This window comes from Paraburkholderia sabiae, assembly GCF_030412785.1.
GTDB classification, from domain to species: Bacteria; Pseudomonadota; Gammaproteobacteria; order Burkholderiales; family Burkholderiaceae; genus Paraburkholderia; species Paraburkholderia sabiae.
On record NZ_CP125296.1, the window covers coordinates 1,298,150 to 1,324,539 of the forward strand.

Here is a 26,390-nt window from a genome sequence, read left to right on the forward strand (position 1 = left end):
CCGTTTGTCTCCAGGAAGAAACTCATTCGGGCGGTGCATCGATTGCAATGAAGGCAACGAGGAAAGGCTGCTGCTTCTGCGCCCCGTTTGCCCCGGGGAGCACGTGCTTCAAACCGGCGAGAGGTCGAGCCGTGCGACATATGTCCTGGCGTATGCCACGCGATTCGTGTTGCGCCCAGGCTCGTTATGCACCTGGACTTCGTGTTGCACCTGGGCGCGCATGGCCGCCGATGGACGCGAACAAGGTTCCTCGGATTGCGTGATGATTATATGAACGGGAAGAACGCCGGCAGGGTGCATGCGCAAACGCAGCCGCATATCTGTCCGCCTTTACGCGCGTGACATTGCCACGCGCATGCGCCGGCGCGGCTTGCTGGGCAGCTGGTCAGGTTGCCCCTGCCGCCTGCACCGATGCCTGCGGCCAGCGCAGCCGTTCGACGGCGATCTGCCGGCGCGGCGCCTCGCCGACGAACGCATCGAGCGCATCGCGGATATCGCGGTCGATGAAATCGGCGCGCTCGGCATCAATCAGCACCGTCGCGTGATCGGGGATCTGCGCGAGGCAGCGCGTGAGCATCGGCTTCGACAGAAACGTCGCGTCCTTGCGCAGCACCAGCAGATAGTGATCGTCGTGACGCGTCAGCGTGAACGTGCGCGACAGGTTCGCGCGCATCGCCAGCAGCGCGCTCGTCGCGATGCCGATGCCAATGCCGATCAGCAGATCCGTCGCGAGCACGCCAACGATCGTCGCCACGAACGGCACGAATCGGTCGACACCTTCGCGTGCCATCGCCGCGAACAGGGCCGGCTTCGCGAGCTTGTAGCCCGTGTGGATCAGGATCGCCGCGAGACACGCGAGCGGAATCAGATTGAGCACGGCCGTCAGCGCGAACACGCTCGCCAGCAGCAGCACGCCGTGAATCACGGCCGACATCCGCGTCTGCGCGCCCGCGTGCACGTTCGCCGAACTGCGCACGATCACGGCCGTCAGCGGCAACCCGCCGAGCACGGCTGCCACCATATTGCCGACGCCCTGCGCCTTCAGCTCGCGATCCGGCGACGCGCGGCGGCGCTTCGGATCGATCTGCTCGACGGCTTCGAGACTCAGCAGCGTTTCCAGGCTCGCGACCACGGCCAGCGTCAGTGCGACGCGCCACACGTCGGGATTGGCGAGCTGCGCGAAGTCGGGCATCGAGATCGCGCCCGTCAACGCCGCGAACGAATCGAGCGATGCCAGCGCGACCCGATGCTCGACGGGCAGCGCAAACGCGGGTGCGAGCCAATCGAGCGCGAGCGTCACGCCGATCCCGAGCGCGACGGCCGCGAGCGGGCCCGGGAGCATGCGCACGATCGCGTAGCGCTTCGCACGCGGTGTCTCCCACGCGAACAGCATGGCCACAGACACGACGGACAGCAGGATCGAGACGACGGATATATCGCCGAAAGGCGTCGGGAACGCGGCGACATGTGCAGGGTGCGCAGCGCGCATATCCGCGCCTGTGACAAACCCGCCTGTGACAAACCCCACTGCCAGCGGAATCTGCTTGACGATCAGCATGATGCCGATGGAAGCGAGCATCCCCTTGATGACGGCGACGGGCACGAAGCTCGCGAGCCGTCCCGCGCGCAGCAGGCCGAAGCCGATCTGCAGCGCGCCCGCGATCAGCACGGCGGCGAGAAACGCGGAGAAACTGCCGAGCGACGCGATCGCCGACACGACGATCACGACCAGCCCGGCCGCGGGGCCGCTCACGCTCAGATGCGAGCCGCTCAGCAGCGCGACGACCAGCCCGCCGACAATGCCGGACACGAGCCCGGCAAACGGTTCGACGCCGGACGCGGTAGCGATGCCGAGACACAGCGGCAGCGCGACGAGAAACACAACGATGCCCGCGAAGACATCGCTGCGCAGGTTCGATAGACGGGAAACGGGTGGCGTGTGCATGGTATCCGCAAGGTCGAGTTGGGCCCTGTCGCGCGGCGCGAGGCACCGGCGGCTCGTTGTTCCTGGCCGTGAATTCGTGAAAAAGGAAGCGCCTGAAGCGTCGCTACGCGGCGTCGCGCACGGCGATGGATTCGCGCATATCAGCGCGCGATCCGGCGTGGGTTCCGGCAATCTCGCGAGCTTCGTCCATATCGGTGAGTGGCGTGAGCAGCCCCTCGCGTAGTCCGAAAATCCAGCCATGCACCTGCGGCGGACGCGGTGCGCGCCGTATGATGGGCGACTCGCGCAACAGGCGCGCCTGCTCGATCACGTTCAGTTCGGCGAGCCGGTCGACGCGCGCATCGAAATCCGCAATGGCCAGCAGTTCGTCGCGATGATGTCCGGCGAGATCGCGCAATCCGGCGATGCGGCGATTCACAACGGGCAGCGCATCCGAAGGCGGTGACAGCGCGGCGCGCACGCCGCCGCAATGATGATGTCCGCAGATCACGACGTGCTCGACCTTCAGCGCATGTACCGCATATTCGATGACGCTCGACGCATTGCCGTCGTCGGACGTGTAGAGGTTCGCGATGTTGCGATGGACGAACAGCTCACCGGGCTGCGCATTGGTGATGCGCTCGGCGGGCACGCGGCTATCCGAGCAACCGATCCACAGAATGGGCGGCTGCTGCCCGCGCGCCAGGTCGGCGAAGAACTCGGGCTCGCGCGCCGAGACTTCCTGCGACCAGGCCAGATTGGACAGCAACAGGCGTTTTGGATGATGCATCGTTCGTTCTCCTGATGGGGTCAGACAAGGAAGGTCAGTCATCGTTCGCGCCGGGATACGATGGCGGCGGCGATGACGACGGCGATGACGGCAACGGGTTTGCCGAAGGACGGACAGGGGTCTGGTCGCCCGACGTTGCGAGGCAAACAAGAGGGACGCTGAAACAGGGAATTGGCCCATGAATCTTCTGCCCCGCGAATCCTGTCTGCCGGGATACATGGCCAGTCTGTTGCTCGAAACGTTCAGTCCCGTGTGACCCGAACAAGGCTAATCGTCGAACATGGAAGGGACTTCAAGGATTTGCTGAATGCGGATGGAGACGCCAGTAGCAACGTCCGCATCATTGCGCCGATGAGGTCATTCACATGGCATCAATTCGTCCATCGGCGTGCTGCATCCTGCCGGATCGGTGCGACGCGTGCTCATGAAAGCCGTTTTCGCACAGGGCGCTTTGGCCTGCGCCAACCACAGGGCGCCAGGATCGTGTCTGCGTCGTGCTTGCGCTGCGTGAATGCCGGATGCGTATCGACAGCACCGACGGCTGTTCCCGGGTCGGTGAGTCACGCCTGCATCGAGATCGCATCGCGATTGTCATTGCCACCCGGTCCAGCCTCCGCTAGCCTGCTCGACCTTCGGCGTCAGCTCGTTTTGGAGGTCGATGCCAAGTTGCTGGCCTTCCCGCTGGAGACAGTTTGTTATGGCGACCTGTGTTTGCGCGACCACATGAGCCGGGATGCTGGAGGCGCTGGCGCCCTGGGTCGCGACCGCGAGGATGATCGCTTCCAGCGTTGCATATCCGGCGGCCTGATAGCCCTCCGCCCAGCACTGCCGGGCCGCACCTTCTACGCGCGCCCGAAGCCGCGCGTCCCAGTCTGATGGCACGTCCATGTACGCGACAAACGTGTTCTCCATGTGGCGCCACTGCGTACCATGTTGCGTGCAATTTCTCGGGCAACCGCTGTGATGGCACCAGGAAAGATCCCAGTCCATTGCCAGGCACCCCGTCTTCGACTGTGGCGGTGTGAACGGGTCGCGCAGGGTCGCGGCGAAGCATCCAACCCGGCCGGCGCACGGACTGGTGTCTGATGCGGGAGGAGGCGGCGCCACTTCAGCGACAAAGGCATCGGCCTGTGCGCGCGTTGCCCGGATCGCTTTCGGCATGTACACGCGCGTGAGGCTGTTGACCACGTCGCGCCCGACGGCATCCTGTACCTCGATAAACCGGCGGCCTGTCGGGCTCTGATAGAACGTCGTCAGGTCATCGAGTTCGGCCGCAGTGTAATGGCGGTCGTAGGCGCTGGCCTGGAGTGCGATCGCGTCATTCTGAAACTCGACAGACCGGAAGATTTGCCCCGCCGAATTGACGAGCGCCGGGATCGCATTCTTTTGCAGCCCCGGGACGGCAGCCTGCTTCTGCGCCTCTGTGAGTGTCGTGTTTTCGGTCAATGCGTCCGACAGGATCGCTGGCACCAGTTGCTGTGCCTGCTTGCGCGCGTTGTCGGCGATGGCGCCTGCCAGCTTGCGCGCATCAATCGCTGCGAGCACCCGGTCAATGGCGTTCCGCTTTCCTGGATCGCCCGCGTCGGACGCTGCCGGTACCTGTGACGTGACCTGAGGCGGGGTGCCGGGTGCCTGTGCGCGCGTTGACAGGCACGCGAAACCCACGGCCAGCAGCATCGCTAGGGGGAGAAGGAGGCGCTTCATGTGAGCATGGCGTTCGACGTACGGTACGCCCTCGCGTCAGCTACGACGCCGGACCATTCAGGTAGCCGTCGCACAGCCACTGAAACGCGGCGGATGTCACGCCCACACTCTGCCCGACGAACGCGACGCCACTCCCGAGTCCCGACGGCAAGAGACCAAATTCTAGCGTCAGCGATGTTTTCTGCGGCGGGTCGAACGGCTCGCCCATCGCGTCTCCGAATTCGACGTCCAGGGTGTATGTCGGACTGTGAAAATGCGGCTGGTAAATCTGGACCTTGCGCCACATTTCCGGCCCCACATCGGGCGCCCCGGGATACCGAAGGTCAATCCCGACATCCAGCGCCTCGTAGTAGACGAGCAGGGGGGTGGGCTTCACTTCCGGGATCCCCACCTGGCGGTGCGTCATCTCCACAAATCCGGTCACGTTTTTGCTGATCGTATAGGTAATCCGGTAGGGACTCGCGCCGCGCTCGATCCCCCAGTGCAAGGGTGTCGAGAGGTTCAGTGCGGCCAGCACGATGGTGGGGGTTGCTTCAGCGAACCACTGGTCGATCAGGGACATGGCGGAGCCTCCTCGTAGACGTGGCGCGCGCCTGCGTTGCGATACGACAACCGGCCTCTAGTAGGGCGCACCAACTGCGTGCGACCCCGGGGAGAGCCGTGTCATGAGCACCTTCTTTGTCAGGAGAAAGGGGCAAGGGCAGTATGGCCGACGGCGTGCGGTTTTCAAGCCGGCTCGCGCCTGTCTGTGCGCTACCGCACGTAGGTCATCCGTAATGCTTCGCGCGGGCGCGCTTTCATGACACGCCGCGCGCGCCGCGAACGCAGGCGCCGCGGAAGGCGCAGCCTGCCATGGCGGAAGACAAGGTGTTCGCCGAGACGATGGCCGCACGGTTAAAGCTCGCCAGAGAGGGCAAGCTGCTTGAGCCCGCACAGTCTCAGGAGAGAGCGGGTGTGAGTCGCCGGGCGATCCACCAGCAGATCCGAACCGGGTCGCTGTTCACAGTGGATGGTGCGAAGGGTGTGAGCTATTAACCTTCCTTTTTCGCCGACACAAGGTACGACCGGACTTCCGTTCGTCGCGTCGCGCGCGCTCAAGGAATTGCCGTGCGCCAGCAAGTGGATCTTTTTTCACGCAGCCGCGAGATTCGCTGGGCGGGCTGACACCGCTCGAGGTACTCAGCGGGGCGAAGCCCAGGCGACGCGAGGGCGAGAGGTCTGAAGGCGTGGATATCGGCCTCGCGTCGGTGCTTCGTGCTGCAGCTGCCTACATGGAGGAATAAGGATGGCCGCGCGTATCCTGAGCACCGCTTCTGCAGTTCAGCCGCTCGCGCTGAACGTCATGGCTGTCCCGGCAGAAAAGCTCACGCCACCGACCGGTCGCGTCCCGCCCGGATTTCCTCCGCCGTGCTGCTACCGGCGCTCACAAGACGCGGCCCGTGCGGCCCATAGACATCCGCCGGTTCAGGGAAGAGTCGAAGCAGGCTCAGGTACAACGTCGCAGCAAGCACCATCGTCACGGGCAGACTGACATCGACGCCGCCGGCAAGATTGCCGAGGCGGCCGACGAACTGTCCGGGTACGTTCACAAAGCACAGACCCAGTGCGGCGCTTGGAATCCATGCGCCCAGACCGCGCCAGTTCCAGCCGTGATGGAACCAGTACGCGCCGCCTTGCTGCCCGCGCGTGAAAACCTGCAGGTCATCGGCCTTGTAGAAACCCCGACGCGTGAGATAGCCAAGCATCATGATCACCATCCACGGTGTCGTGCAGGTGATGATGAGAACGGCGAACGTCGAGACGCTTTCCACGAGATTCGCTGCGAACCTGCCCACGAAAATGAACGCGATCGATGCGATACCGATCAGCAGCGTCGCGCGTGCGCGCGAGAGCCGCGTAAATACGCTCGACATGTCCAGTCCCGTGCCGTAGAGCGACGTGGTGCCCGTCGAGAAACCGCCGATCAGCGCGATCAGGCAGACGGGCAGAAAGAACCATGTCGGTGAAATCGCAAGCAGACCCCCGACGTAGTTGTTGTCCTTGATGTATTGCGGTGCGTGCGTCGCCACCAGCGTTGCGGTGACGAGCCCGAAAAAGAAGGGAATCAGCGTGGCGATCTGCGATGCGAACGCGGCCAGCATCACGCGACGTTTCGGGGTGCTCGCGGGAATGTAGCGGCCCCAGTCGCCGAGGAACGCGCCGAACGAAATGGGATTACTCAACGCGAGCACCGTCGCGCCGACGAACGAAGGAATGAACATCGCGCGCGTCACGGCGTCGGCGGAGGCACCGTACTGGCCCGCGTAGTTCGGATCGAAATCTGCACCGAATGCGAACACGCCCAGCAGAAACAGTGCGCTCGCGCTCCAGACCGCCACCTTGTTGACGTACAGCATGAAGCGGAATCCGTAGATGCAGATGACAAGCACCAGCACCGAGAACAGGCCGTAAGCACAGCCGAGCGTCACGTTGTTCTCTGGCACACCCAGCAGACGGTGAGCGCCGCCGACCAGCGCATCGCCCGAACTCCACACCGAAAGAGAAAAGAACGCGATCGCGGTGAGGAGCGACAGAAACGAGCCGACGATCCGGCCATGCACACCAAAGTGGGCGCCCGACGACACCGCGTTGTTGGTCCCGTTCAACGGGCCGAACACCGCCATCGGCGCGAGTATCAACGCGCCCAGCACGACGCCCGCCACAATGCTTGCCGCGCCCTGCCAGAAGGACAGGCCGAACATCACCGGGAACGCGCCCAGTACTGAGGTTGCGAATGTATTCGCGCCGCCGAAGGTGACCCGGAACATGTCGAGCGCCGTCGCTGTGCGCTGGTCATCGGGAATCTGTTCAACGCCTATCTGCTCGATCGTCGTGATTGACGACTCTGACAAGGATGCCATGCTCGGGTCTCCGCTTGTGAGTTCCTGCAGGCGGAGTGTAGAAGCGGCATCGCGTGGAAAAAAATTGCCAGATGCGATCTGTACTTCGACGCGTCTCGATGTATCGGTCGCATCGGAACCGATCGATGCAAACATCGACAGGTTGATCTTTAAGCGCTGGCGCATTCGTAGATACTGAACGCCGATTGCCCTGTCGGGCAGTCGCTCTCATCGACAACCACAATCCGGGGAGATCCGATGGTGTCTGTTCAGGAACTGGAAGTGCACGAAGCCGCGCAGAAACTCGTTGCGGCATTCGGCAGCCATGATACGGAGCGGTACTTTCAGGCGTTCGCGCCCGACGCGACGTTCGTGTTTCATAACGTACCCGGGCGCCTTGAATCGAGAGCGGCCTATCGGGCGCTATGGAAGGACTGGGAGGCTGAAGGGTTCACGGTGGTTGCGTGCGAATCGTCGGATCAGCACGTGCAATGCGTGGGAGACGTTGCGATCTTCGTCCACTGCGTGAGCACGCGCATCAGGTTCGGGACGCAGGAAACGCATTCGCGAGAGCGGGAGACCATCGTTTTCAAACGGGATGGCTCCAATCGCTGGCTAGCCGTGCATGAACATCTATCGGCGGCAGTGCAACCGGACAGTTGAGGCCAACCGCGTCGCGCCTCATGTTGACGGGATGCGGTTCACGTCGCACTCCGGGGCGTTGCTGACCCATGACATCGTTACGTGGTGCCGCTGCGCGCCCGCGGTTTCCGGCCAGCTTGAAACATGCTGAGCTTGTCACGCCGACGAAAGTCGGTGCCGCCGCGATCAAATCTCCTCCAATCCTGAACGTATTCTGCGCATTATCTTCACAATTCCACTTCAACTTTCTCTGGACGCAAAGTTCCGATTGAAGAAAGGCTCGTGAGCCCACGCGCAATCACCGTTGTGCCAGTCGCGCTGCTCACGTTGCCCGGAGCAGTCGTGGAAACGAAAAACGTCCGGTCGGTGGACCATACAATCCTCGAAAGACCATTCACCATTTCGACGACCGGCCATCAAACCGGCCACAACGCCTTGAGGCGGTTTGGAACTACTCCAATATTGAAAGCCCGGACGTCGAGCGCAACGACGCCGACCTGCATACGCTGCGGTGTTGCGCAAACTGCTTCGTCATTTTGCCCGTCATGCGTCTTGCATGAAATGTTGTATCGTCGCCTCGACTTGCATGGTTTGACAGTTGTTACTAAATGTTTCTGGTACATTACGCGCGCTAACAGAACTACCGTAGCGTACAAAAATGACCAAGAGAGCTTACCGGCTTGTATCCAGCCGGATCCGGGGAACACTGGCCGCTGTCAAAAAGACGGCGCCCAGCAAACACAATCGGCGTAACGCACACATCGCGAAGACCAGGCGCCGATGTGTGCCGCCTGTTGCGAGCGTATGGCTCGCAGCACATGCGCTAGCGCCACAGTAGTTTCGCCGCCATGAAGAACAATAATCCTGGCCGGAGCACCCGGCCCGGCCGGCGCGCGCACGTCCATCGGACCACGATGGTTATCTCTTGGCTCGGACGACATCGGGTAGCTCTCCTTTCTGGAGCGCTCCTCGCTTCGGCACAAATCGCACATGCGCAGGTCGCCGATACACTCGGCGAACAGGAGCAGCGTCGGCGCGCTCAGGAGCAGGCGATCGAGCGCGAGCGCACGCTGCAGGCGCCCAAGGTCGAACTGCAGCCGGCCGTGCACCCCGAGATCGACGACGGCAAGCTGCCTGTCGAAACGCCGTGTTTCAAGCTCGACGAACTGACGCTGGAAGTGCCACCCGGGCTGAGCGACGCAGTCGAAACAGCCGGTGCGCGCGCGTTATCGCCGAATCCTCTTTTCCCTGGCGAGCTAACGTTTGCCCGGGACTATCTGCAGCGCTACGTCGGTCAATGCGTCGGTCGTGAAGGGCTCAATCTGATCGTGCATCGCGTGATGGCGCGCATCATCGAGAAGGGCTATTCGACCACGCGCGTCGTCATCGGACCGCAGGACCTGTCGACAGGCAAGCTGAAGCTTCAACTGATTCCCGGCGTGATCAGCGACATCCGCTTTGCCGATCCGTCGACATACGGCACGTGGCGCAACGCGTTCCCGACTCGTGCGGGCGACCTGCTGAATCTGCGCAATCTCGAGCAAGGTCTCGAGCAGATGAAGCGCGTGCCCAATCAGGACGTCGACATGCAGATCGTGCCCGGGCCTTCGACGGGCGAAAGCGATGTCGTGATCGCGGTCAAACGCCAGAAGCCCTGGTCGCTCACAGTCAGTGCAGACGACAGCGGCCTCAAGTCGACGGGCCAGCTTCAGGGCAGCGTGAGCCTCACCGTCGATAATCCGTTCGGTCTCTCCGATCTGCTCAACATCGGCTATAGCCACGACATCAACGGGCACGAGAGCCGGTACGGCACGCACGGCAGCAACGCGTACTACTCGATTCCGCGGGGCAGCTGGACCTTCACCGCGACGGCGAGCCAGTACGACTATCACCAGCAGATAGCGGGTGCGTTCACCACGCTGGTTTCGAGCGGCAAGTCGGAAACATTCGACGTCAAGACCGAGTACCAGTTCTATCGCAACCAGGTGCAGAAGAACTCCCTCGAATTCCGCTTCGGCAAGCGCTTTAGCGAAGCGTTTATCGACGGCACGGAAATCGACGTCCAGCATCGCGATAACAGCTACGCGGAAATCGGCTGGGAGCACAAGCATTACTTCGGCGCGGCGCAACTGGACAGCACGATCGCCTATCGATGGGGCGTGCCGTGGTTCGGCGCGCAACCAGACCTGCCAGGTGTGGGCAGCGGCACGCCGACCTCCTACTACCAGATGGAAACGCTCGATACGACGTTGAGCGTGCCATTCACGATCGCCGGCTTTCCGCTGCGCTACACGGCGACCGTGCGCGCGCAGAACACGCCCAACGTGCTGTATCCCACCGAGTACTTCTCGATTGGCAGCCGCTACACGGTGCGCGGCTTCGACGGCAACACGATGCTCGCCGCCGAGAAAGGCGTGTTCATGCGCAACGACCTGGAGTTCCAGTTTCCGCGTTTCGGCCAGGCGCTGTACGTCGGCCTTGATGGCGGCGAGGTCTTCGGACCCGAAGCGAACAACCTGCTTGGCCGCCGCCTTGTTGGCGCAGTCGTTGGCCTGCGCGGCAGCGCATTCAGACACGTCAGTTACGACGTCTTCATTGGCGGCCCTCTGTATCAACCTGACCGTTTCCCTAACCACTGGCCGGTGGCGGGCTTCAGCGTGAGTTTCCTGCTATGAACAAGAACATCTTTCGCGTGATCTTCAATGCAGCGCGTGGCCTGTGGACGGCGGTGCAGGAAACGGCAACGGGGAACGGTCGCGGCCGCACGGTCGGCACGCCGCGTCGGGTAGCGATTCCTGAAGTGCGCGGGAGCTTCGTCGACATGCTGTCGATGCGCCATGTCGCGTTCGCCGCACTGTGTGTGCTCGGCATGCAACCGATGCTGGTCGACGCGCAGGTCGTCGCGGCGCCGACTTCGGCGGGCAGCAAGCCGATCGTCGGTGTGGCGGGCAACGGCGTGCCCGTTGTCCAGATCGCGACACCGAATGCGGCAGGCGTGTCGAACAACGGATACACGCAGTACAACGTCGGCTCGCAAGGCCTGATTCTGAACAACTCCCAGGGCAACGTGCTCACGCAGCAGGGCGGCTACGTCGCGGGAAATCCGAATCTCGCATCGGGCGCTGCGCGTGTCATCGTCAACCAGGTTGTCGGCGGCAGCCCGAGCCAGTTGCTGGGCTATACCGAAGTGGCGGGCCAGCGCGCTGAAGTGGTGATCGCGAATCCCGCTGGCATCTACTGTAACGGTTGCGGCTTCATCAATACGAGCCGGGGCATTCTGACGACGGGTACGCCCGTGTTTGGCGGCACGGGTAGCCTCGATGCATTTCACGTGACGGGCGGCCAGATCCAGATCGGATCGGCGGGCCTGAACGGCAGCAATGTCGATCAGGTCGACCTCATCGCGCGCAGTGTGGCGATTAACGGCAAGGTCTGGGCTGGCCAGTCACTCAATGTGGTGGCGGGCAACAATGACGTTCGTCACGACGATCTGAGCGCGCAATCCCTTGGGCCAGATGGCAACAGTACGGGCGTTGCAATCGATGTCGCGCAACTGGGCGGCATGTATGCCGGCAAGATCAAGCTGGTCGGTACCGAAGCAGGCGTGGGTGTCAACAGCGCCGGCACGATTGCATCGCAGGCCGGCGATCTTCAGCTAAGCAGCCAGGGCAAGGTGACGCTGTCGGGTACGACGAGCGCGAGCGGCAACGTAACGGTTGCAGCTTCGGGCGATGTGTCGAACACCGGTTCCGTCTATGCGACGCAGAACACCACGCTCAGCAGCCAGGGCGTGATGAGCAATACGGGCACCATCGCAGCGCTGGGCAACACAGCAGTCACAGGCGCAAGCGTGAACTCTACGGGCGCGCTTGGCGCGGGTGTCGACGCAAACGGTAGCGTCACTGGAAGCGGCAGTCTGTCGGTGACGGGCACGGGCGCCGTGACCACCACCGGCCAGCAGATGGCAGGCGGCAATCTCGCGCTGTCGGGCAGCAGCGTGAACATGACGGGGGCGCAAACGCTGGCGAAGGGCAATGTGTCCATGGCCGCGACGGGCGCCAACGGCGACAGCGGCAACATCACCCGTACAGGCGGCGCGTTGCAGGCAGGCGGCAGTCTGAATGCCAACGCAGCGGGCGCGTTCTCGAACGATCAAGGGCAGTTGAGCGCCGCGCAGCTGAACGTGACGGCGGGCAGCATCTCCAACCGGGGCGGCACGCTCTCGCAAACCGGTGCGGGCGACATGACGCTCGTCGCATCGCACACGCTCGACAACACTTCCGGCACGGTCACGACAAACGCGCAGAACGCCACGATCCGCGCGGGCAGCCTGACCAACGTGAATGGCCAGATCAGCCACTCGGGTACGGGAACCTTCAGCGTCCAGACGGGCGCGCTCGACAACAGCCAGGGCAGCATCGCGACGAACGGCGCGGCGACCATCGCGGCTTCCAGCGTGAAGAACGCTTCGGGCTCGTTGACGTCGGCGCAGTCGGTTCATATTGCGTCGAATGGCGATATCGACAATACGGCGGGCCGGGTCGAAGCGGGCGGCGCGGTGAACGTATCGGCGGCGAATGTGCAGAACGCGGGCGGGCGTATCGTCTCCGAAAACGCCGATGGCCTCACACTGTCGGCGAGTGGTCAGATCACGAATGCGGCGGGCACGACGGCGCAAGGCGCAACGGGGGGCGTGATCGGCGGCAACGGTGATGCGACGATCCACGCTGCGTCGCTGACGAACAGCGGAACGATTACGGCCGCGCAGAATCTCGGTGTGACGTCGGCGGGTACGCTCGACAACAGCAACGGTACGCTGAGCGGCGCGACGCTCGCAGCCAACGCCGCGTCGCTGAAGAACGTGAACGGTGCGATCAGCGCCGACACGGTTTCCGTGACCGTGCCACAGCTTGATAACACCAGCGGGCAGATCACTGCAAAACAGCTCACTGTCAACGCGACCAACCTGACGAATGCACATGGATCGCTGACCCAGTTGGGATCGGGCGCGATGGGCATGGACGTCACGGGAACGCTCGACAACTCGAACGGCGGCCTGATCCAGACCAACAGCACCGACCTGACGCTTGCACCCGCGTCGCTGAACAATAGCGGCGGCACGATCACCCATGCGGGTACGGGTACGTTGACGATCGATCCCGCTAACGGTTCGGGCACGGTCACGAACGTGGGCGGTTCGATCGTCAGCAATGGACAGACGTCGTTGTCGGCGGGAAGCCTCGATAACACGAGCGGCGCCATCGGTGGGCAGACGGGACTCGTCGCGACCATCGCGGGCGCGCTGAACAACTCGCATGGGCAACTGGCGTCGAACGCGGATCTGAACGTCGCGAGTGGCGGCGCGCTCACCAACACGGGCGGCACGATTGCGGCGACGGGCAATGGTTCGGTGCAGGCTGCGTGGCTTATGAATGGCGGCAACATCACGGCGGGCCAGACTCTCAATGCCACGGTCGCAGGGACGCTCGACAATGGCGACGGGACGATCAGCGCGCAGTCTGTGACGACCTCGTCTGCAGCGTTCAAGAACGCGAACGGTTTGGTCAGCGGCAACACCGTGTCGATGACGGCTCCGCAGTTCGATAACAGCAGCGGCCGGATCATTGCCAATCAGCTCGCGTTGACCGCAACGAACCTGACGAACGCGCATGGCTCGCTGACGCAACTCGGCTCTGGCGCGATGAATCTCGGCGTCAGCGGCACGTTCGATAACTCGAACGGCGGCGTCATCCAGACCAACAGCACGGACCTGACGCTCGCATCCGCTTCGGTGAACAACAACGGCGGCACGATCACGCATGCCGGTACGGGCACGTTGACCATCAAGCCGGGCAATGGCGCGGGTTCGCTGACCAACGTCGGCGGTCGCATCGTGACCAATGGGCAGACTTCGGTTCAGGTGGGCAGTCTCGACAATACGGGTGGCACGCTCGCTTCGCAGGGCACGATGTCCGCCGTCGTTCAGGCTGTGTTGAACAACACGAACGGGCGACTGTCGTCAGGCACGGCGCTGAAAGCTTCGGCCGGCGGCGCGCTGTTGAATGCGGGCGGCGTGATTGGTGCCGGTGGTGCCGCAGCAGACAGCACGCTGAATCTGAGCGCGGCTTCGATCGACAACTCGGGCGGCGCCATCACCAACGTCGGGACGGGTGCAACGACGATCAGCGGCGGCAGTCAGATCACGAACCGGAATGCGGGCGCAGTGTCGGGGATGGGTTCGATCAGCGGTAACGGCGACGTCACGGTCACTGCGTCATCCATCTCGAACACGCAAGGCGGGCAACTGAGCGGCGCGAACCTGCAGATCAACACGGGCAATCTCGACAACACGGGCGGCGCAATCGGCAACGCCGCCAACACGACGGGCGACGTCGGCATCTCGACGGGGACGCTCACGGCCACGAACGGCCAGATCAACGCGTCGCGCAATCTTTCGGTGGGCGCCAGCACGCTGCTGGGTGGCGGCCGGTACAGCGCGGTCAACGACCTCACGCTGAACCTGCAAGGCGACTTCACGACGGCGCCGAACTACAGCTTCAGCGCCGGCCACAACCTCACCTTCTCGTTGCCAGGCACGTTCAACAACGCCGGTGCTTTCTCGGCGGTGAACGGTCTGACCGTCAATGCGAGCAACATCACCAACTCGGGCACGCTCGCGGCGGGCGGATTGCTGACCACGCATTCCAATACGCTGACCAACACGGGCACGATCGTAGGCGGCAGCGTATCGCTGAATGCCACGCAGACCCTGTCGAATCTCGGCACGAGCGCATTGATCGGTGCGACCGATAGCGCTGGCAAGCTCGAACTGCTTGCACCCGACATCGAGAACCGCGATGACACCACCTACGGTGACACGCAGGCGATGACGACGATCTATGGCCTGGGTCAGGTGGTCCTCGCGGGCGGTAAGGACGGGAGTGGCAACTACGTCAACGCGAATCTGGTCCGGAATCAGTCCGCCCTGATCCAGTCGAGCGGTGACATGCAGATCGCAGCAAACCTGGTGACGAACACGCGGCGCGAGATGACCACGTCCGGCTTCACGTCGTCGGTCGATCCGAACCTGCTTGCAAGTCTCGGCATCAGCCTGTCCGGCCAGACCGGCCAGGTGGGTGTGAAGGACCCGAACAGTATTGGCGGCGTCTATACGGAACCTCCGCACGGCGGCCAGTGGAACAGCACGTACGAATTCACGACCTATACGGGCGTGGCCGTCGCCAACACCGTTACCTCGGTCACGCCGGGATCGCAGATCATCGCTGGCGGCAATCTGAACGTTTCGGCGGTGGGGAATCTCCAGAATTACTGGAGCCAGATAGCGGCGGGGGGCAACATCGCCTCGCCGCATCATTTTGACCAGGACAGCTGGCAGGGCCAGACTGCGCCGCAGGTGCAGGTTACGTACTCCGGGCAATATCACTACAACAACTACGACAACAGCGAGCACGACTGGAAGTTGCCGTTCGGTGACGCACCGTTCGTCGGCTCGCGTCCTGGTGGCTATGCACAGGCAGCACCGGCCGACGTTCGCACGTATGCGCTGCCGGCGTATGAGTCCAGCTTTGTGGCGGGCGGGACGATCAGCGGCACAGGCGTCACCATCAACAACACGGCTGGCAATGCCTCCGTGACGCCGCTCGGGCTGCTGCCGGGGCAGAGCATATCGGGTAATGGCGCGGGATCCGTGAGCGGGACGATCGGTGCGAGCGGCGGCGCGCACGCAGGTTCAGCGTCTGTGCAGGGCGGCCACATCGCCAACAGCAGCCTGATCGATTTCAGCAACCCCGTCATCGCCCGCGCCACGGCCGCCAACGTATTGAGCAACATCCGGTTGCCGAAGGGCGGTCTGTTCAGCGTCGATACCGCGCCGAATGCGCCGTACCTCGTTGAGACGAATCCGGCCTTCACCAACCAGCAGCAGTGGCTGTCGAGCGACTATTACTTCAATCAGATGGGCATGAACCCCGGGCAGATCCAGTTGCGCCTGGGCGATGGCTTCTACGAGCAGAAGCTCGTGCAGGACCAGATCATGTCGATGACGGGCAAGTCGGTGCTCACGAACTACGCCAGCACGCAGGACGAGTTCCAGGCGCTGATGGCATCCGGCGCACAATTGGCGAAGTCGCTCAATCTTGCGCCGGGCACGGGGTTGTCGCCCGACCAGGTGGCGCAGTTGACCAGCAACGTCGTCATCATGCAAAGCCAGGTTGTCGATGGTCAGACGGTGCTCGTGCCCGTCGTGTATCTGGCGCAGGCGAGCCAGCAGAACATGGGCAACGGCCCCGTCATCGCGGCGACGAACATCGATCTGCAAAACGCCCAGTCGGTGACCAACAGTGGCACGATCAGCGCGACAAACAGTTTCTCGATTGGTGCGCAGAGCATCGACAGTTCGTTTGGCACGTTGCAGTCAGGCGGGCAGATGACGCTCGTGACGGCGGGCGATGTCAATCTGACGTCGGCGAATGTGAATGCCGGCAGCCTGGCGCTGCAGGCAGGCGGAAATCTGATTCTGGATACGGCGGCGAAGACGGTCAGTCAGGTCAGCGCTACTGGCGCGACGCGTGTCACGACGACGCTTGGTCCTACAGCTAGCATCAATGTCGCAGGTAACGCGGCAATCATCACGGGCGGCAATTTCGAGCAGAACGCGGGGAATCTGTCGGTCGGTGGAAACCTGGCCATGCAGATCGGCGGCGACTGGACGCTCGGTGCTGTGCAGACGGGTGAGCACAAGGTCGTCGAGCGCGCGAACGGGATATCGGATACGGATATCAACAAGGTGATCGGCAGTACAGTGAAGGTCGGCGGACAGTCGAACGTCGCGATCAGCGGTGATCTCACGGCGCGCGGCGCGCAGATCGACCTGGGCCAGGGCGGCACGATTGCCGCAAAGGGCAATGTGACGCTCGGTACGGCAAGCGCGACGTCAACCGTGAACAGCAGCAGTTCGGGTAGCGACACGAGCCGCACCTATGCAGAAACGCTGCACACATCCGATCAGGCATTGACAGGCACGACGCTTGAAGCGGGTAACACCTTGAATATCGTGTCGGGCAAAGACATCACGCTCAGCGGTAGCACGATCAGCCTGGACAAGGGCAACGCGAATCTGCTGGCCGCCGGTAACGTGAATGTCGTCGCCGCAACTGAAACTCACGAGCTGAACGGGCATGAGACACATAGCCATAGCGAAGTGGTGAGCGGTTCGAAAGTCTCCAGCAGCATCGATCAGACATTGACGCTAAGCCAGGGCAGCATGATTTCCGCCGATGGCGTGAACGTTGTTAGCGGCAAGGACATCAATATCACGGGCAGCAACGTTGTCGGTACGAACGACGTTAGCCTGAAAGCGGCGCACGACGTGATCGTCACGAGTTCGCAGGACACGCAGACGACGCAGACCGACTACAGGAAGAGTGAGTACGGCTTCCTGTCGGGCATGACTGTCGTGAATCAGCTTGACGGTGGCCTGCAAGGCTACAGCTTTGGCTCGCGGAAAACGACCGATGCACAGCAGATCACCCAGGTCACGAACAACGGCAGTATGGTGGGTTCGGTGAACGGCGATCTCACCATTAGCGCTGGCAACGACCTGCATGTGACGGACGGCGTACTGTACGCTGCGAACGATCTGGGACTTGCGGGCAAGACAGTAACGATCGACGCAGCGCAGAACACCTTCACGCAAAGCGAGCAGCAATCGTTCAGCCAGACAGCGATCACGGGCGGCGTGAGCAATCCTGTCCTTGCGGCAGTGCAGACCGCGAACCAGATGCGGCAGGATGTGAAGAAGACCAAGGGTGACGCGCGGCTTGAGGCACTCGCTGCTGCCACCACGGGGCTGGCGGCGAAGAATGCAATTGATGCAGTCGCGAGCGATCCGACTGCCATCGGCGGCGTAGGGATTAATGTGTCACTCGGTACAAGCCACAGTAACAGCAATTCGACAGCCACAATGAGTACGTCGGCGGGCAGCACGGTCACGGCCGGCCACAATCTGACCATTGCTGCTGCCGGCGCGGGTGCCGACAGCAACATCAACGTTATCGGCAGCGATATCTCCGCCGGCAATAACGCCACGCTGATTGCGCAGGGCGACATCAACCTTCAGGCGGCGCAAAACTCCGATAGCCAGACGAGCACGAACAGCGGTTCGAGCGCGAGTATCGGCGTGACGTTCGGCGTCGGAAAATCAAATGGTATTTCGTTCCAGGTCGGGGTGTCGGGCACCAAGGGCAACGGGAATGGCAGCGACACGACCTGGACCAATACGCACGTTACTGCGGGCAACACGCTCACACTGCAGTCGGGCGGTGATACCAATCTGAAGGGGGCGGTGGTGGATGGTGAGCAGGTCGTCGCGAATGTCGGCGGCAATCTCAACATCGAGAGCCTGCAGGACACCAGCCACTACGACTCAAAGCAAACAAGTGGTGGCGTATCGGTGAGCGTCTGCGTACCACCTATCTGCTACGGGGCATCCAGCGCGTCGGCGAACTTCAACCAGCAAAAGATGAACAGCGACTATGCCAGCGTGAGCGAACAGTCGGGCATCAAGGCGGGCGACGGCGGATTCCAGATCAACGTGAAGGGAAACACGGATCTCAAGGGTGCCGTGATCGCGAGCAGTGACAAGGCTGTGCAGGATGGTGTGAACAGCCTGACGACCGCGACGCTGACGCATAGCGACATCGAAAACCATGCGGCCTATGATGCATCGTCGGTCGGGTTGTCCGGTGGCTACGGCGGAACAATTGGCAAGGACCAGAAAGGTGTTGCGAATAACACGAATCCCGTCAAGGGGACGGAACTGCCGGGCTACAACGGCTTCTCGGCGACACCGCCGGTGGCTTTGAGCGCGTCTGGGAACGCCAGCTCGACGACAGCAAGCGCTATTAGTGGCGGCGCTATCAACATCACAGATGGGGCAAAACAACAGCAACTGACCGGACAGAGTGCAGCGGAAGCGGTCGCGAGCATCAGCCGCGACACAAGCTCGACGGCAAATACGCTCGCGCCCATCTTCGATAAGGACAAGATCCAGGCCGGATTCGACATCACGAGTCAGTTCATCAATCAGGTCGGCACATTCGTCAACAATCGTGCGAAAGAAGCGGATGAAGCAAGAAAGGCCGCCAACGATCCGAAGCTGACGCCGGAACAGCGCGCGGCGGCGCAGCAACAGGCCAATCAGCTTTCCGCCGAATGGGGCCCGGGCGGCACCTACCGTCAAGTACTTACTGCATTGACGGCGGCGGCCGGCGGGAATGTGACGGGCAGCGGCGCGCAATTCGTGCAGGCGGGTCTGGTGAACTACGTGCAACAGCAGGGTGCCGAGTTTATCGGCAAGCTGGTATCGGACGGCACGATTACAGAAGGCAGTCCGTTACACGCTGCATTGCATGCTATCGTGGCCTGCGCTGGTGCGGCAGCTAGCAGCCAAAGTTGTGGCGCTGGAGCCTTGGGCGCCGCGACGGCTAGTCTCTTGACCAATCTATTTAGCGATACCGATCCGAACGAGACGGAACAGCAGAAGCAGGCCAAGGAAAACTTGGTCGACACGCTGGTCGCAGGCATTGCAACCGTGGGAGGTGCATCGAGCACCGCGACGACAGTAAACGCGGCGCAGGCAGAAGTCGAAAACAACTGGCTGGCCACGCAGCAGATTGTGCAGGCCCAGAAGGACATGATCGCCTGTAACGGCAACGCACTTTGCCAGTTGAAAGCGGTCGGCAAGTGGGCGGGCGTTAGCCTTAAGCAGGATGCGTTGACGACGACCGGCGTGGCAAAAGGCCTTGCATCAGCAGGGCTGACTGACCTGCAAGGACTTGCGCAGTTTCTGTCTGATCCAGTAACGGGTCTGAACGGTCTTGCGGCGCTCATCTCTGATCCTCAGGTTCGGGAAGCGCTTGGCGCGCAAATTGTGACGTCGCTTCAAACCCAGATAAGCCAGATGCAAACCGCCTTGACGGTTGGAGGCGATGCGAACGCGGAACTCTTGGGCAAGGACCTGGGTAATCTGATTTATCAGGTTGCCAGCGCAGGCACAGTTGTCTACGGAGGAGCGAAGACCGGTCTTGCCTTGGCGAATGCCGGTATTGACGTAGGGATTGATGCTTTGGCAAAGGCAAGCGGAAAATCCGGAGAGTTCGGTCAGTTGACGAATCTCGCTAGCCTCTTTGGTGCGGATGGTGCGCCACTAATGGATTTCACCGCACTTACCAGCGCGCAAAAGGGGATGGTCGGTGAATTGCTGGGCAGCGCCACAATCGATAATATCGCACCGGGCGCCGTAAAACTCGGTCGTACACAGGCAGTCGGGCAGAACGGGATTGATGATCTGTACAAGGTCAGCAAACCGGGCGTGGACTATGTGGTGGTCGAATACAAGTTCGGTACATCCAGATTGGGATCGACGCTTGACGGGTTACAGATGAGTGACGACTGGCTCACCGGGGCTAACACCGGGATGAACCGTATCTTGCAGTCCGTTGGTGGAAATCGTGCTGCCGCAGAAGGTATCCAGGACGCGATGATGTCCGGTCGTGTGGAGAAATGGCTGGTGCATACCGATCCCTTTGGGAATGTAACGGTCGGCATGCTGGACAGTAACGGAAAATTCATTCCTCAACCGGCATCCGCGTTAGTCGGAGCGACAAAATGACGAGAGATCAGCTTGCCACCCATGCATATTGGGATCGGTGGATCGAACATTCGCGCAAGCGAATAGACACGATGTGGGCAAAATCCAGGGAGCCGTCTGGAGATCGACGCTATCGACCACAGTATCTCTTTGAAATTGCGAGAGAGTACTGGCAACTGATGTTCGAGCGATATTCACGCGGCGACACAGTTAGCGAGTTGGCTCAGTATTTTCCGGGACTTCTTGATGCATGGGAGCAATCTGAGCAGTTCGGGATGGAGGTGTTTTCACCGGAACAACAGGTCTCGCGCCGCAGCTGGACCACAAACCTCGACAAATACATTGTGTGCTTCTGGCTGACCGGTCTGGCACTTGCTCTCGACATTCCTGACGATCAATGGAACCGTTTGACGGCCTTGATGGGCAATGAGGGTGAAGACGTGCTGCTCGACCGTATCATCTCAAGCCGCGATCATGGCCGGCGTATCGGGACTGTGTTATGTCATCCAAAGCCATACGCCCGATTGCTCGATGCGATCAACGCACGGCCGCCCGACCAACCGCATATGCTTCGGCAGTTTGTCGAAAACTGGTATGCGGAACTCAATCGATCGGCAAAAAAAGGGGGGGGCGTTGCAATTTACGATCGCCCGTATTGGTACGGGTTTGATGAACTTATTGAGGGCGGTGCGTACTTCGGTTTCTGGTGTGTTGAAGCTGTGGCGGCGGTCAAGGTTTTCCAGCTCGACGACAACCTGTGTTTGGGTCTACCGCACTATCCTGGCGATTTGCTACGCAAACCCGGCACGACTTCGGAAGAACTCGACGAGCTTGCTGAGCATTTGACAAAGACGAACCTCTCTCCTGTTCGACGAAGCTTGCTGAGGCGCTTTTTCAGGAGGGAGTGAAAGCACTTTCCCTGCGACGACGAACTCTTACCTGCGCGCTGCCCTGCTTGTTGATTGGTGGGCGTTAGCATATCCGCCAAATGCTTCCGTTGATCCGACATATCGCTATCGTTCGAAAAAAGTGAAACCATTCTTTCATGCGACTCTTAGCCCCTTAGAAGGGGGGTGATAATTGGATTGCTCTTTGCGGTCGCGCTAGTGGTATTCGTCGGGCTGCCTGCAGTTCCGCGAACGGCGGATAGAAATGCTGGCCGTCTGATCGCGCAGGCTCGGGCAGTCGCATCGTTCGGAAATTCAGTCTTCCGTTCGGGCGGGGCCTTCTATCGGGTGAGTGTCTACGAAAAGCGATTCGTTGTTTGCTTCATGGCTGCGCGTGCGTACTCATACGCCGACGTTCGAGTGATCTGCGATAAGTCTGCGCAGCGAGATCAGTTGATGGTCGATCTGAACGGACAGCCTTGTGGGTTGTTTTCCACGCGGTGGGTGGCGCTAACGCGCGAGGGCTGGCACCGCCCGGATCCCGAACCGCAGGTGCATGTCCTTGCGGCATGCGTTTTCGATGTCGGCGAGGGACGCCAGTTCGTGCTCGACGTAGCTGGCATCGAAGGATGCCGCGTCTGCTGCTTGCGTCTCGAGATCGGTGTGCCCATCCTCCGCAACAACTTCGACGGCGGTGTCTGCGCCATCTGCGTTGCCGGCGACGCGCGCCGCCTGACCGATGAGGCCGCGGAACGCCGATACGTGTGTGCTGACCATCTCCGCGAGCGAAGCGTGACCCTTGTAGTGCGCGATGTCAGTCGCGGCGAGTATGGAAAGGATCTCGGCAGACTCGACCATGAGGCGGTACGGGCAGGTGGGCTGGTGATGACTGCCTGCTCCTGCATCCGCGCGGCAGGTGCACAGTTGCGAACAGACGGCGGCGCTGAGCACCGCGTTTGCATGCTCATGGGTGATGATCCACGCGGGAGTGCGCGCGTCGTGACGCATCGGTGCAGGACGCTGGGTCTGGGGTGTGGCGGCATGTGGAATCGAAAAAGACACTCTAGGCGACTCGCGCCGCCTCGCAAGCGAGAGTAGCAGCGGCGGCGCGCGGCGATCGGCGGAAACCATCGATCTGGAGCGGATTATTCAACTCCGCAACCGCTTAATTTCAGTGAAAGGTTGCCGATAAGAAGAGTGCTGCTCCTGAAACTACACGTGAGAACCGATGAGAAAATTTGCAAAGAAGCTTGTCCCCGCCGTCATGCTGTTCGCGGCGGCGTCCGTATTCTCGAAGGAAGGGATCTATTTCCAGTCGAACGGGAAAGGCGACTCTTCAGTCATCCAGCAGGCCCTTCAGTCGGCCGGATATGAACTGCTCCCGCCCGAGAGTCGTAAGGGCGACGCGTTCGTTGTCACGGTTATCTACATGACGGACGTCCAAAAGAGCAACCGCATCGTCCTCACAGGTTCGACCAGCCACGTTTCGTACAACTGCGACGTGGGCGGCGGCAAGATCCTGCCGCTCGCCATCGACGTCGGAACGGATATCCGGGCAAACACAAACCTCACCGCGAAAGGATTGGTGGATCTCCAGCAGGATGCCGCGAAACCTCGCATCGCGGGAATCATCGATGCGTTGCGCAGCGACGACGCAAAAGACACCAAAAACACGTGTGCCAGCTTGAAGAGCCGGCTCAAACTTTGAAATGTCGAACGCGGTGGCGCGGCAATATGCGCGCCGCCCACCGGCGTCCCGTCGCCCACAATCAAAACACAGGGAAATGAACCAGTTCGCCGAGAAGTTCGTTCCTGCCGTCATGCTGTTCGCAGCGGCAACTGCATTCGCGAAGGAGGGCATCTATTTTCTGCCCCGAAGACGACTCAGCAGGGTCCGTACTACGCCAGGCACATCTCGTTCTCGTCGTCCAAGTACAACAGGGGCTTCGCGGTGAGCAATGTACATTGACGGCGGCGTGCGCTCTGTGGCCGCCCTGGCGTCGTTGAATAAGGCGCTTGATCGTCCGGTTAGCACTGTCGAACTGGCTGTCCGTGCGCTTGCCTGGGCGTTGCACCAAGATGGCTATCCACCGCGGAGTCCGCCCGGGCCAAGTCGAACGCGCTGGTTGTCAGAAGCCTCCCACTGGTTGCATCAGGGCCGCGTCGACCGAGGGTTACGCAACAGGCGGGAACCCCGTTGCTGCGCCGGGCGGTCGATCCAGACGATTTCTGACGAAACCGTGAGATTCCGTTGGATGATGTCCCCGCCTGGGGTGGCGAGGACATCGCACGTCGTCAGACCGCCCAGTCAATGGAACCGGGTTCGGGACAAGTCCAGGATGCGCGCAGGCGGGCGCGCATTTCGGCCAGCGTAGTCTCGGCGAGCAATTCGCCGTTGCGGAACACGGGTACGAGCTCGCCGCCGTCGAACTGTTCGAGCGTCTGTTCTTCGTACAGCACGTAGTCGTTGCCTACCTTCTCGACGCGCAGGAGGCCCTTCGCCGACTTCTTGGTGCCGTCGTCGGTTGCTGGATCCTTGTAGATTGCGATCTGCTCGTCGCCGACTTCTGCGTAGATGGCCTTCATCGCCCAGCCGAACGTGTCTCGCGAGATCATGTTGTACGTGTACGAGCCGATGCCAAACACGACGTTGCACGATGCGAAGTTCTTGCGCACGAGTCGCAGCAGGATGTCACGCGCGCGCGGCAGGCTGATGGAGTCGCCGTAGATGAGGCCCACGTGGCTGTCGAGCACCTTGAAGCCCTTGTCGGTCGTCGTGCCGCCGAAGATGTCCCACAGGCATTCGACCGAGCCCTTGCGTTCGGCTTCGGTGATTCGCATGCCGCTGCCATCGTTCACTTCGTACATGCCGTCTTCGCCGGCGACCGCGGTGCCGACGCTGTTACACACCAGCTCGTCGGCGAAGTAGCCCGTCAGGATCTTGACCGGGTCACCCGAGTCCGGACGGAACACGATCTTGCAGCGGCCGAGTTCGTCCGGCTGGCGAGCGAGGATCTCGTCTTTCAGGTCACGTGCGACCGCCGTGATCGTGTTCCAGTAGTCGAACGAGTCCGCGACAATGGATAGCATACCCGCCGGATAGTCGCGTGTTACAAGCTCGCGGATCACTTCACGTTCGGCTATGCGTCGCAGAGCCTTTTCGCTTTTGCCCGCGTTGGCCGGGTCGCTCACGATGTGCTTGAGCGTGAGCAGGATACGCAGCGTCATCACGCTGTGCTCGGTGGCCGGGATCGAACCGCCGACGACTTCCAGATCGGAGTTCGCACCGTAGAAGTCTTCGAGGTAGTCGATCGAGGGAATCGTATCCGTGCCCGTAAACGACAGGTCGTGGCCGCCGCCGCAGCGCATCGCGTCGTGCACGCCGCTCATGCCGCGCATCGAAAAGTCGTGGCCCAGCCAGTCGATGAGTTCTTCCGGCGAGCCCGTGAGTTTAGCGAAGTAGGTGAGCAGCTTGCGGAATTCGAACGCGATGGTCGCGACAGTCGACGGCTTCCAGTTTTCGGCGCTGAAGATCGTTTCGATGTACGTTGCGACCCAGGGGAAGTCGTCGTGCGTGCTGATAAAAAGAACGGGCGGCACCTTGATGTTCACGCGTGCGCCTTCGGGCAGCGCGCGCACTTCGAGGGGGAGATAGCCCAGTTCGTACAGCGCTTCGAGGTTGTCGACCGACACGACCCCTTTGCCCAGTGCGTTATCCATGCGGCGCCGGTACTTGCGAACTGCCTGACCCTTCGTCTTTGCGCCGAAGAATTCGCGGTTGAACACATCGAGGAAAAATTCCTTGATGAAGCCCTGCAAGCCATACCAGACGATCTTGCCGTCGAAAAGCTCCGGCAGCACGGGCGCATATTTCGCCGAGCGCGGTGTGAAGTTGGCGACGAGCTTTGTCGTTTCAGCCGGGTACATCGACGGGTGGCCAGTCTTGTAAAAATCGGCGAGGTTGAACGGAACAAGGCCGTTGGTTTCGAGCATGACGGGGCTGGCGGGAGCATTCATTGCGGTTCTCCTGGCATTGTTCGTGTTCAGACCGGCACGCAGCGGCTGTCGCTGGTCCAGTTGTTTCGTGCGAAAACGGTGGCGTAGCGGGTAAGCAGCGGATCGAGGCCCTTGCTGAAGATTCCGTGCGTCACGTACAGATACAGTTCCTGTTGGACGCCCTGCGCGGCCTGCCGCGTGCGCAGCGCGTCGGCAAGTTCGGTGAACGTGCGGCCACCGTCGCAGATGTCGTCGACCACCAGCAGTGGCGCGTCGGGAAGTTCACCCTGAATCTGCGTGCCCGTGATGGCCCCCGTGCGCGTGTCGCGGGTCTTGTCCGCGAATACCACGTCAAGTTCGAGCGCCTTGGCAAGCGTGAGTACGCGCTTGCGGGCGCCAGCGTCGGGAGCAACCAGGGCGGGGCGCGCGACACTCGCCGCCACGGCCCGGCGAAGCGCCGGCAGGGGATCTTCAATGACAACTCGCTCGAGCAGCGCCGCAACGACGTCGCTGTGCGGATCCTGAATCGTCACGCGGCGGTATCGCTGGGCGTTGATGAGGTCGCAGAAGACCTTGACGCTCAGTGCTTCACCCGGGTTCGCCACGCGGTCCTGGCGTGCATACGGTACGTACGGCATGGCGAGCGACAGCGGCGCATCGGTGTACGCGCGGCGCAGCGCATCAGTGACCAACAGCAGGGTCATGACCGTTGCGGAATCGGGCAGATGCGCGGTGATCAGCAGTTCATCGGCGGCAACGTTCGCATCCACGGTGACGTGCATCTCGCCGCCCGGGAACTTCAAAGTTTTCAGCTCGACCGGGTGTTTGCCGGCAGCGCGTGAGATGGCAGTGACTCGAATCATGGTAGCGGTGGCCTGTTACTTAGTTGGTATTTGCG

The 26,390-nt window shown here is 61.7% G+C and carries 13 protein-coding genes and 1 pseudogene; 6 read left to right on the forward strand and 8 right to left on the reverse strand.

Going from position 1 to position 26,390, the window contains the following annotated elements; translation table 11 throughout:
- Positions 1-385 precede the first annotated feature (385 nt).
- The 4 genes and pseudogenes from QEN71_RS35400 to QEN71_RS35415 form a co-directional block, all read right to left on the reverse strand.
- A complete protein-coding gene (locus QEN71_RS35400; protein WP_201651851.1) occupies positions 386-1,945 on the reverse strand; it encodes a SulP family inorganic anion transporter in 1,560 nt (519 codons plus the stop codon).
- Between the two features lie 103 nt (positions 1,946-2,048).
- Positions 2,049-2,714 carry a carbonic anhydrase gene (locus tag QEN71_RS35405; RefSeq protein ID WP_201651849.1) on the reverse strand — a complete coding sequence of 222 codons (666 nt, stop codon included), beginning with the start codon at positions 2,712-2,714 and terminating at the stop codon, positions 2,049-2,051.
- Between the two features lie 1,098 nt (positions 2,715-3,812).
- Positions 3,813-4,391: pseudogene (locus QEN71_RS35410) on the reverse strand (DUF2059 domain-containing protein); the annotation flags it as partial.
- Positions 4,392-4,458: 67 nt separating this feature from the next.
- The gene (locus QEN71_RS35415; RefSeq protein ID WP_201651847.1) at positions 4,459-4,980 is read right to left on the reverse strand and encodes a hypothetical protein; all 522 of its coding nucleotides are present in this window, start codon (positions 4,978-4,980) and stop codon (positions 4,459-4,461) included.
- 290 nt (positions 4,981-5,270) lie between these two features.
- Between QEN71_RS35415 and QEN71_RS35420 the strand changes: the two genes are divergently transcribed.
- Positions 5,271-5,453 (forward strand): hypothetical protein, encoded by a 183-nt coding sequence (locus tag QEN71_RS35420; protein WP_201651845.1) that lies wholly within the window; start codon positions 5,271-5,273, stop codon positions 5,451-5,453.
- A gap of 329 nt (positions 5,454-5,782) precedes the next feature.
- Here QEN71_RS35420 and QEN71_RS35425 read toward each other — a convergent pair whose 3' ends face one another.
- On the reverse strand, positions 5,783-7,318 hold the full coding sequence (locus tag QEN71_RS35425; protein ID WP_201651843.1) for a purine-cytosine permease family protein: 1,536 nt from the start codon (positions 7,316-7,318) through the stop codon (positions 5,783-5,785).
- Between the two features lie 237 nt (positions 7,319-7,555).
- Between QEN71_RS35425 and QEN71_RS35430 the strand changes: the two genes are divergently transcribed.
- The 4 genes from QEN71_RS35430 to QEN71_RS35445 all read left to right on the forward strand — a co-directional run bounded on the left by QEN71_RS35430 (position 7,556) and on the right by QEN71_RS35445 (position 21,517).
- Positions 7,556-7,960 (forward strand): YybH family protein, encoded by a 405-nt coding sequence (locus QEN71_RS35430; protein WP_233471903.1) that lies wholly within the window; start codon positions 7,556-7,558, stop codon positions 7,958-7,960.
- An 893-nt stretch (positions 7,961-8,853) separates the two neighbouring features.
- Complete coding sequence (locus QEN71_RS35435; RefSeq protein WP_233471898.1) at positions 8,854-10,614, forward strand: ShlB/FhaC/HecB family hemolysin secretion/activation protein; 1,761 nt, start codon at positions 8,854-8,856, stop codon at positions 10,612-10,614.
- Positions 10,611-20,630 carry a hemagglutinin repeat-containing protein gene (locus tag QEN71_RS35440; RefSeq protein ID WP_201651839.1) on the forward strand — a complete coding sequence of 3,340 codons (10,020 nt, stop codon included), beginning with the start codon at positions 10,611-10,613 and terminating at the stop codon, positions 20,628-20,630. The genes QEN71_RS35435 and QEN71_RS35440 overlap by 4 nt, the downstream gene beginning before the upstream one ends.
- A complete protein-coding gene (locus QEN71_RS35445; protein ID WP_201651837.1) occupies positions 20,627-21,517 on the forward strand; it encodes a PoNi-like cognate immunity protein in 891 nt (296 codons plus the stop codon). The genes QEN71_RS35440 and QEN71_RS35445 overlap by 4 nt, the downstream gene beginning before the upstream one ends.
- 489 nt (positions 21,518-22,006) lie before the next feature.
- Here QEN71_RS35445 and QEN71_RS35450 read toward each other — a convergent pair whose 3' ends face one another.
- Positions 22,007-22,558, reverse strand: coding sequence for a hypothetical protein (locus tag QEN71_RS35450; RefSeq protein WP_201651813.1), 552 nt, complete (start codon positions 22,556-22,558; stop codon positions 22,007-22,009).
- 166 nt (positions 22,559-22,724) lie between these two features.
- Between QEN71_RS35450 and QEN71_RS35455 the strand changes: the two genes are divergently transcribed.
- Positions 22,725-23,204, forward strand: coding sequence for a hypothetical protein (locus QEN71_RS35455; RefSeq protein WP_201651811.1), 480 nt, complete (start codon positions 22,725-22,727; stop codon positions 23,202-23,204).
- A gap of 587 nt (positions 23,205-23,791) precedes the next feature.
- Here the strand turns inward: QEN71_RS35455 and QEN71_RS35460 are convergent.
- Together QEN71_RS35460 and prs are read right to left on the reverse strand one after the other, a co-directional pair.
- A complete protein-coding gene (locus QEN71_RS35460) occupies positions 23,792-25,513 on the reverse strand; it encodes a nicotinate phosphoribosyltransferase (protein ID WP_201651809.1) in 1,722 nt (573 codons plus the stop codon).
- A gap of 26 nt (positions 25,514-25,539) precedes the next feature.
- Positions 25,540-26,355: a ribose-phosphate diphosphokinase gene (gene prs / locus QEN71_RS35465; protein WP_201651807.1), complete on the reverse strand. Its 816-nt coding sequence runs from the start codon at positions 26,353-26,355 to the stop codon at positions 25,540-25,542.
- Positions 26,356-26,390: the final 35 nt, after the last annotated feature.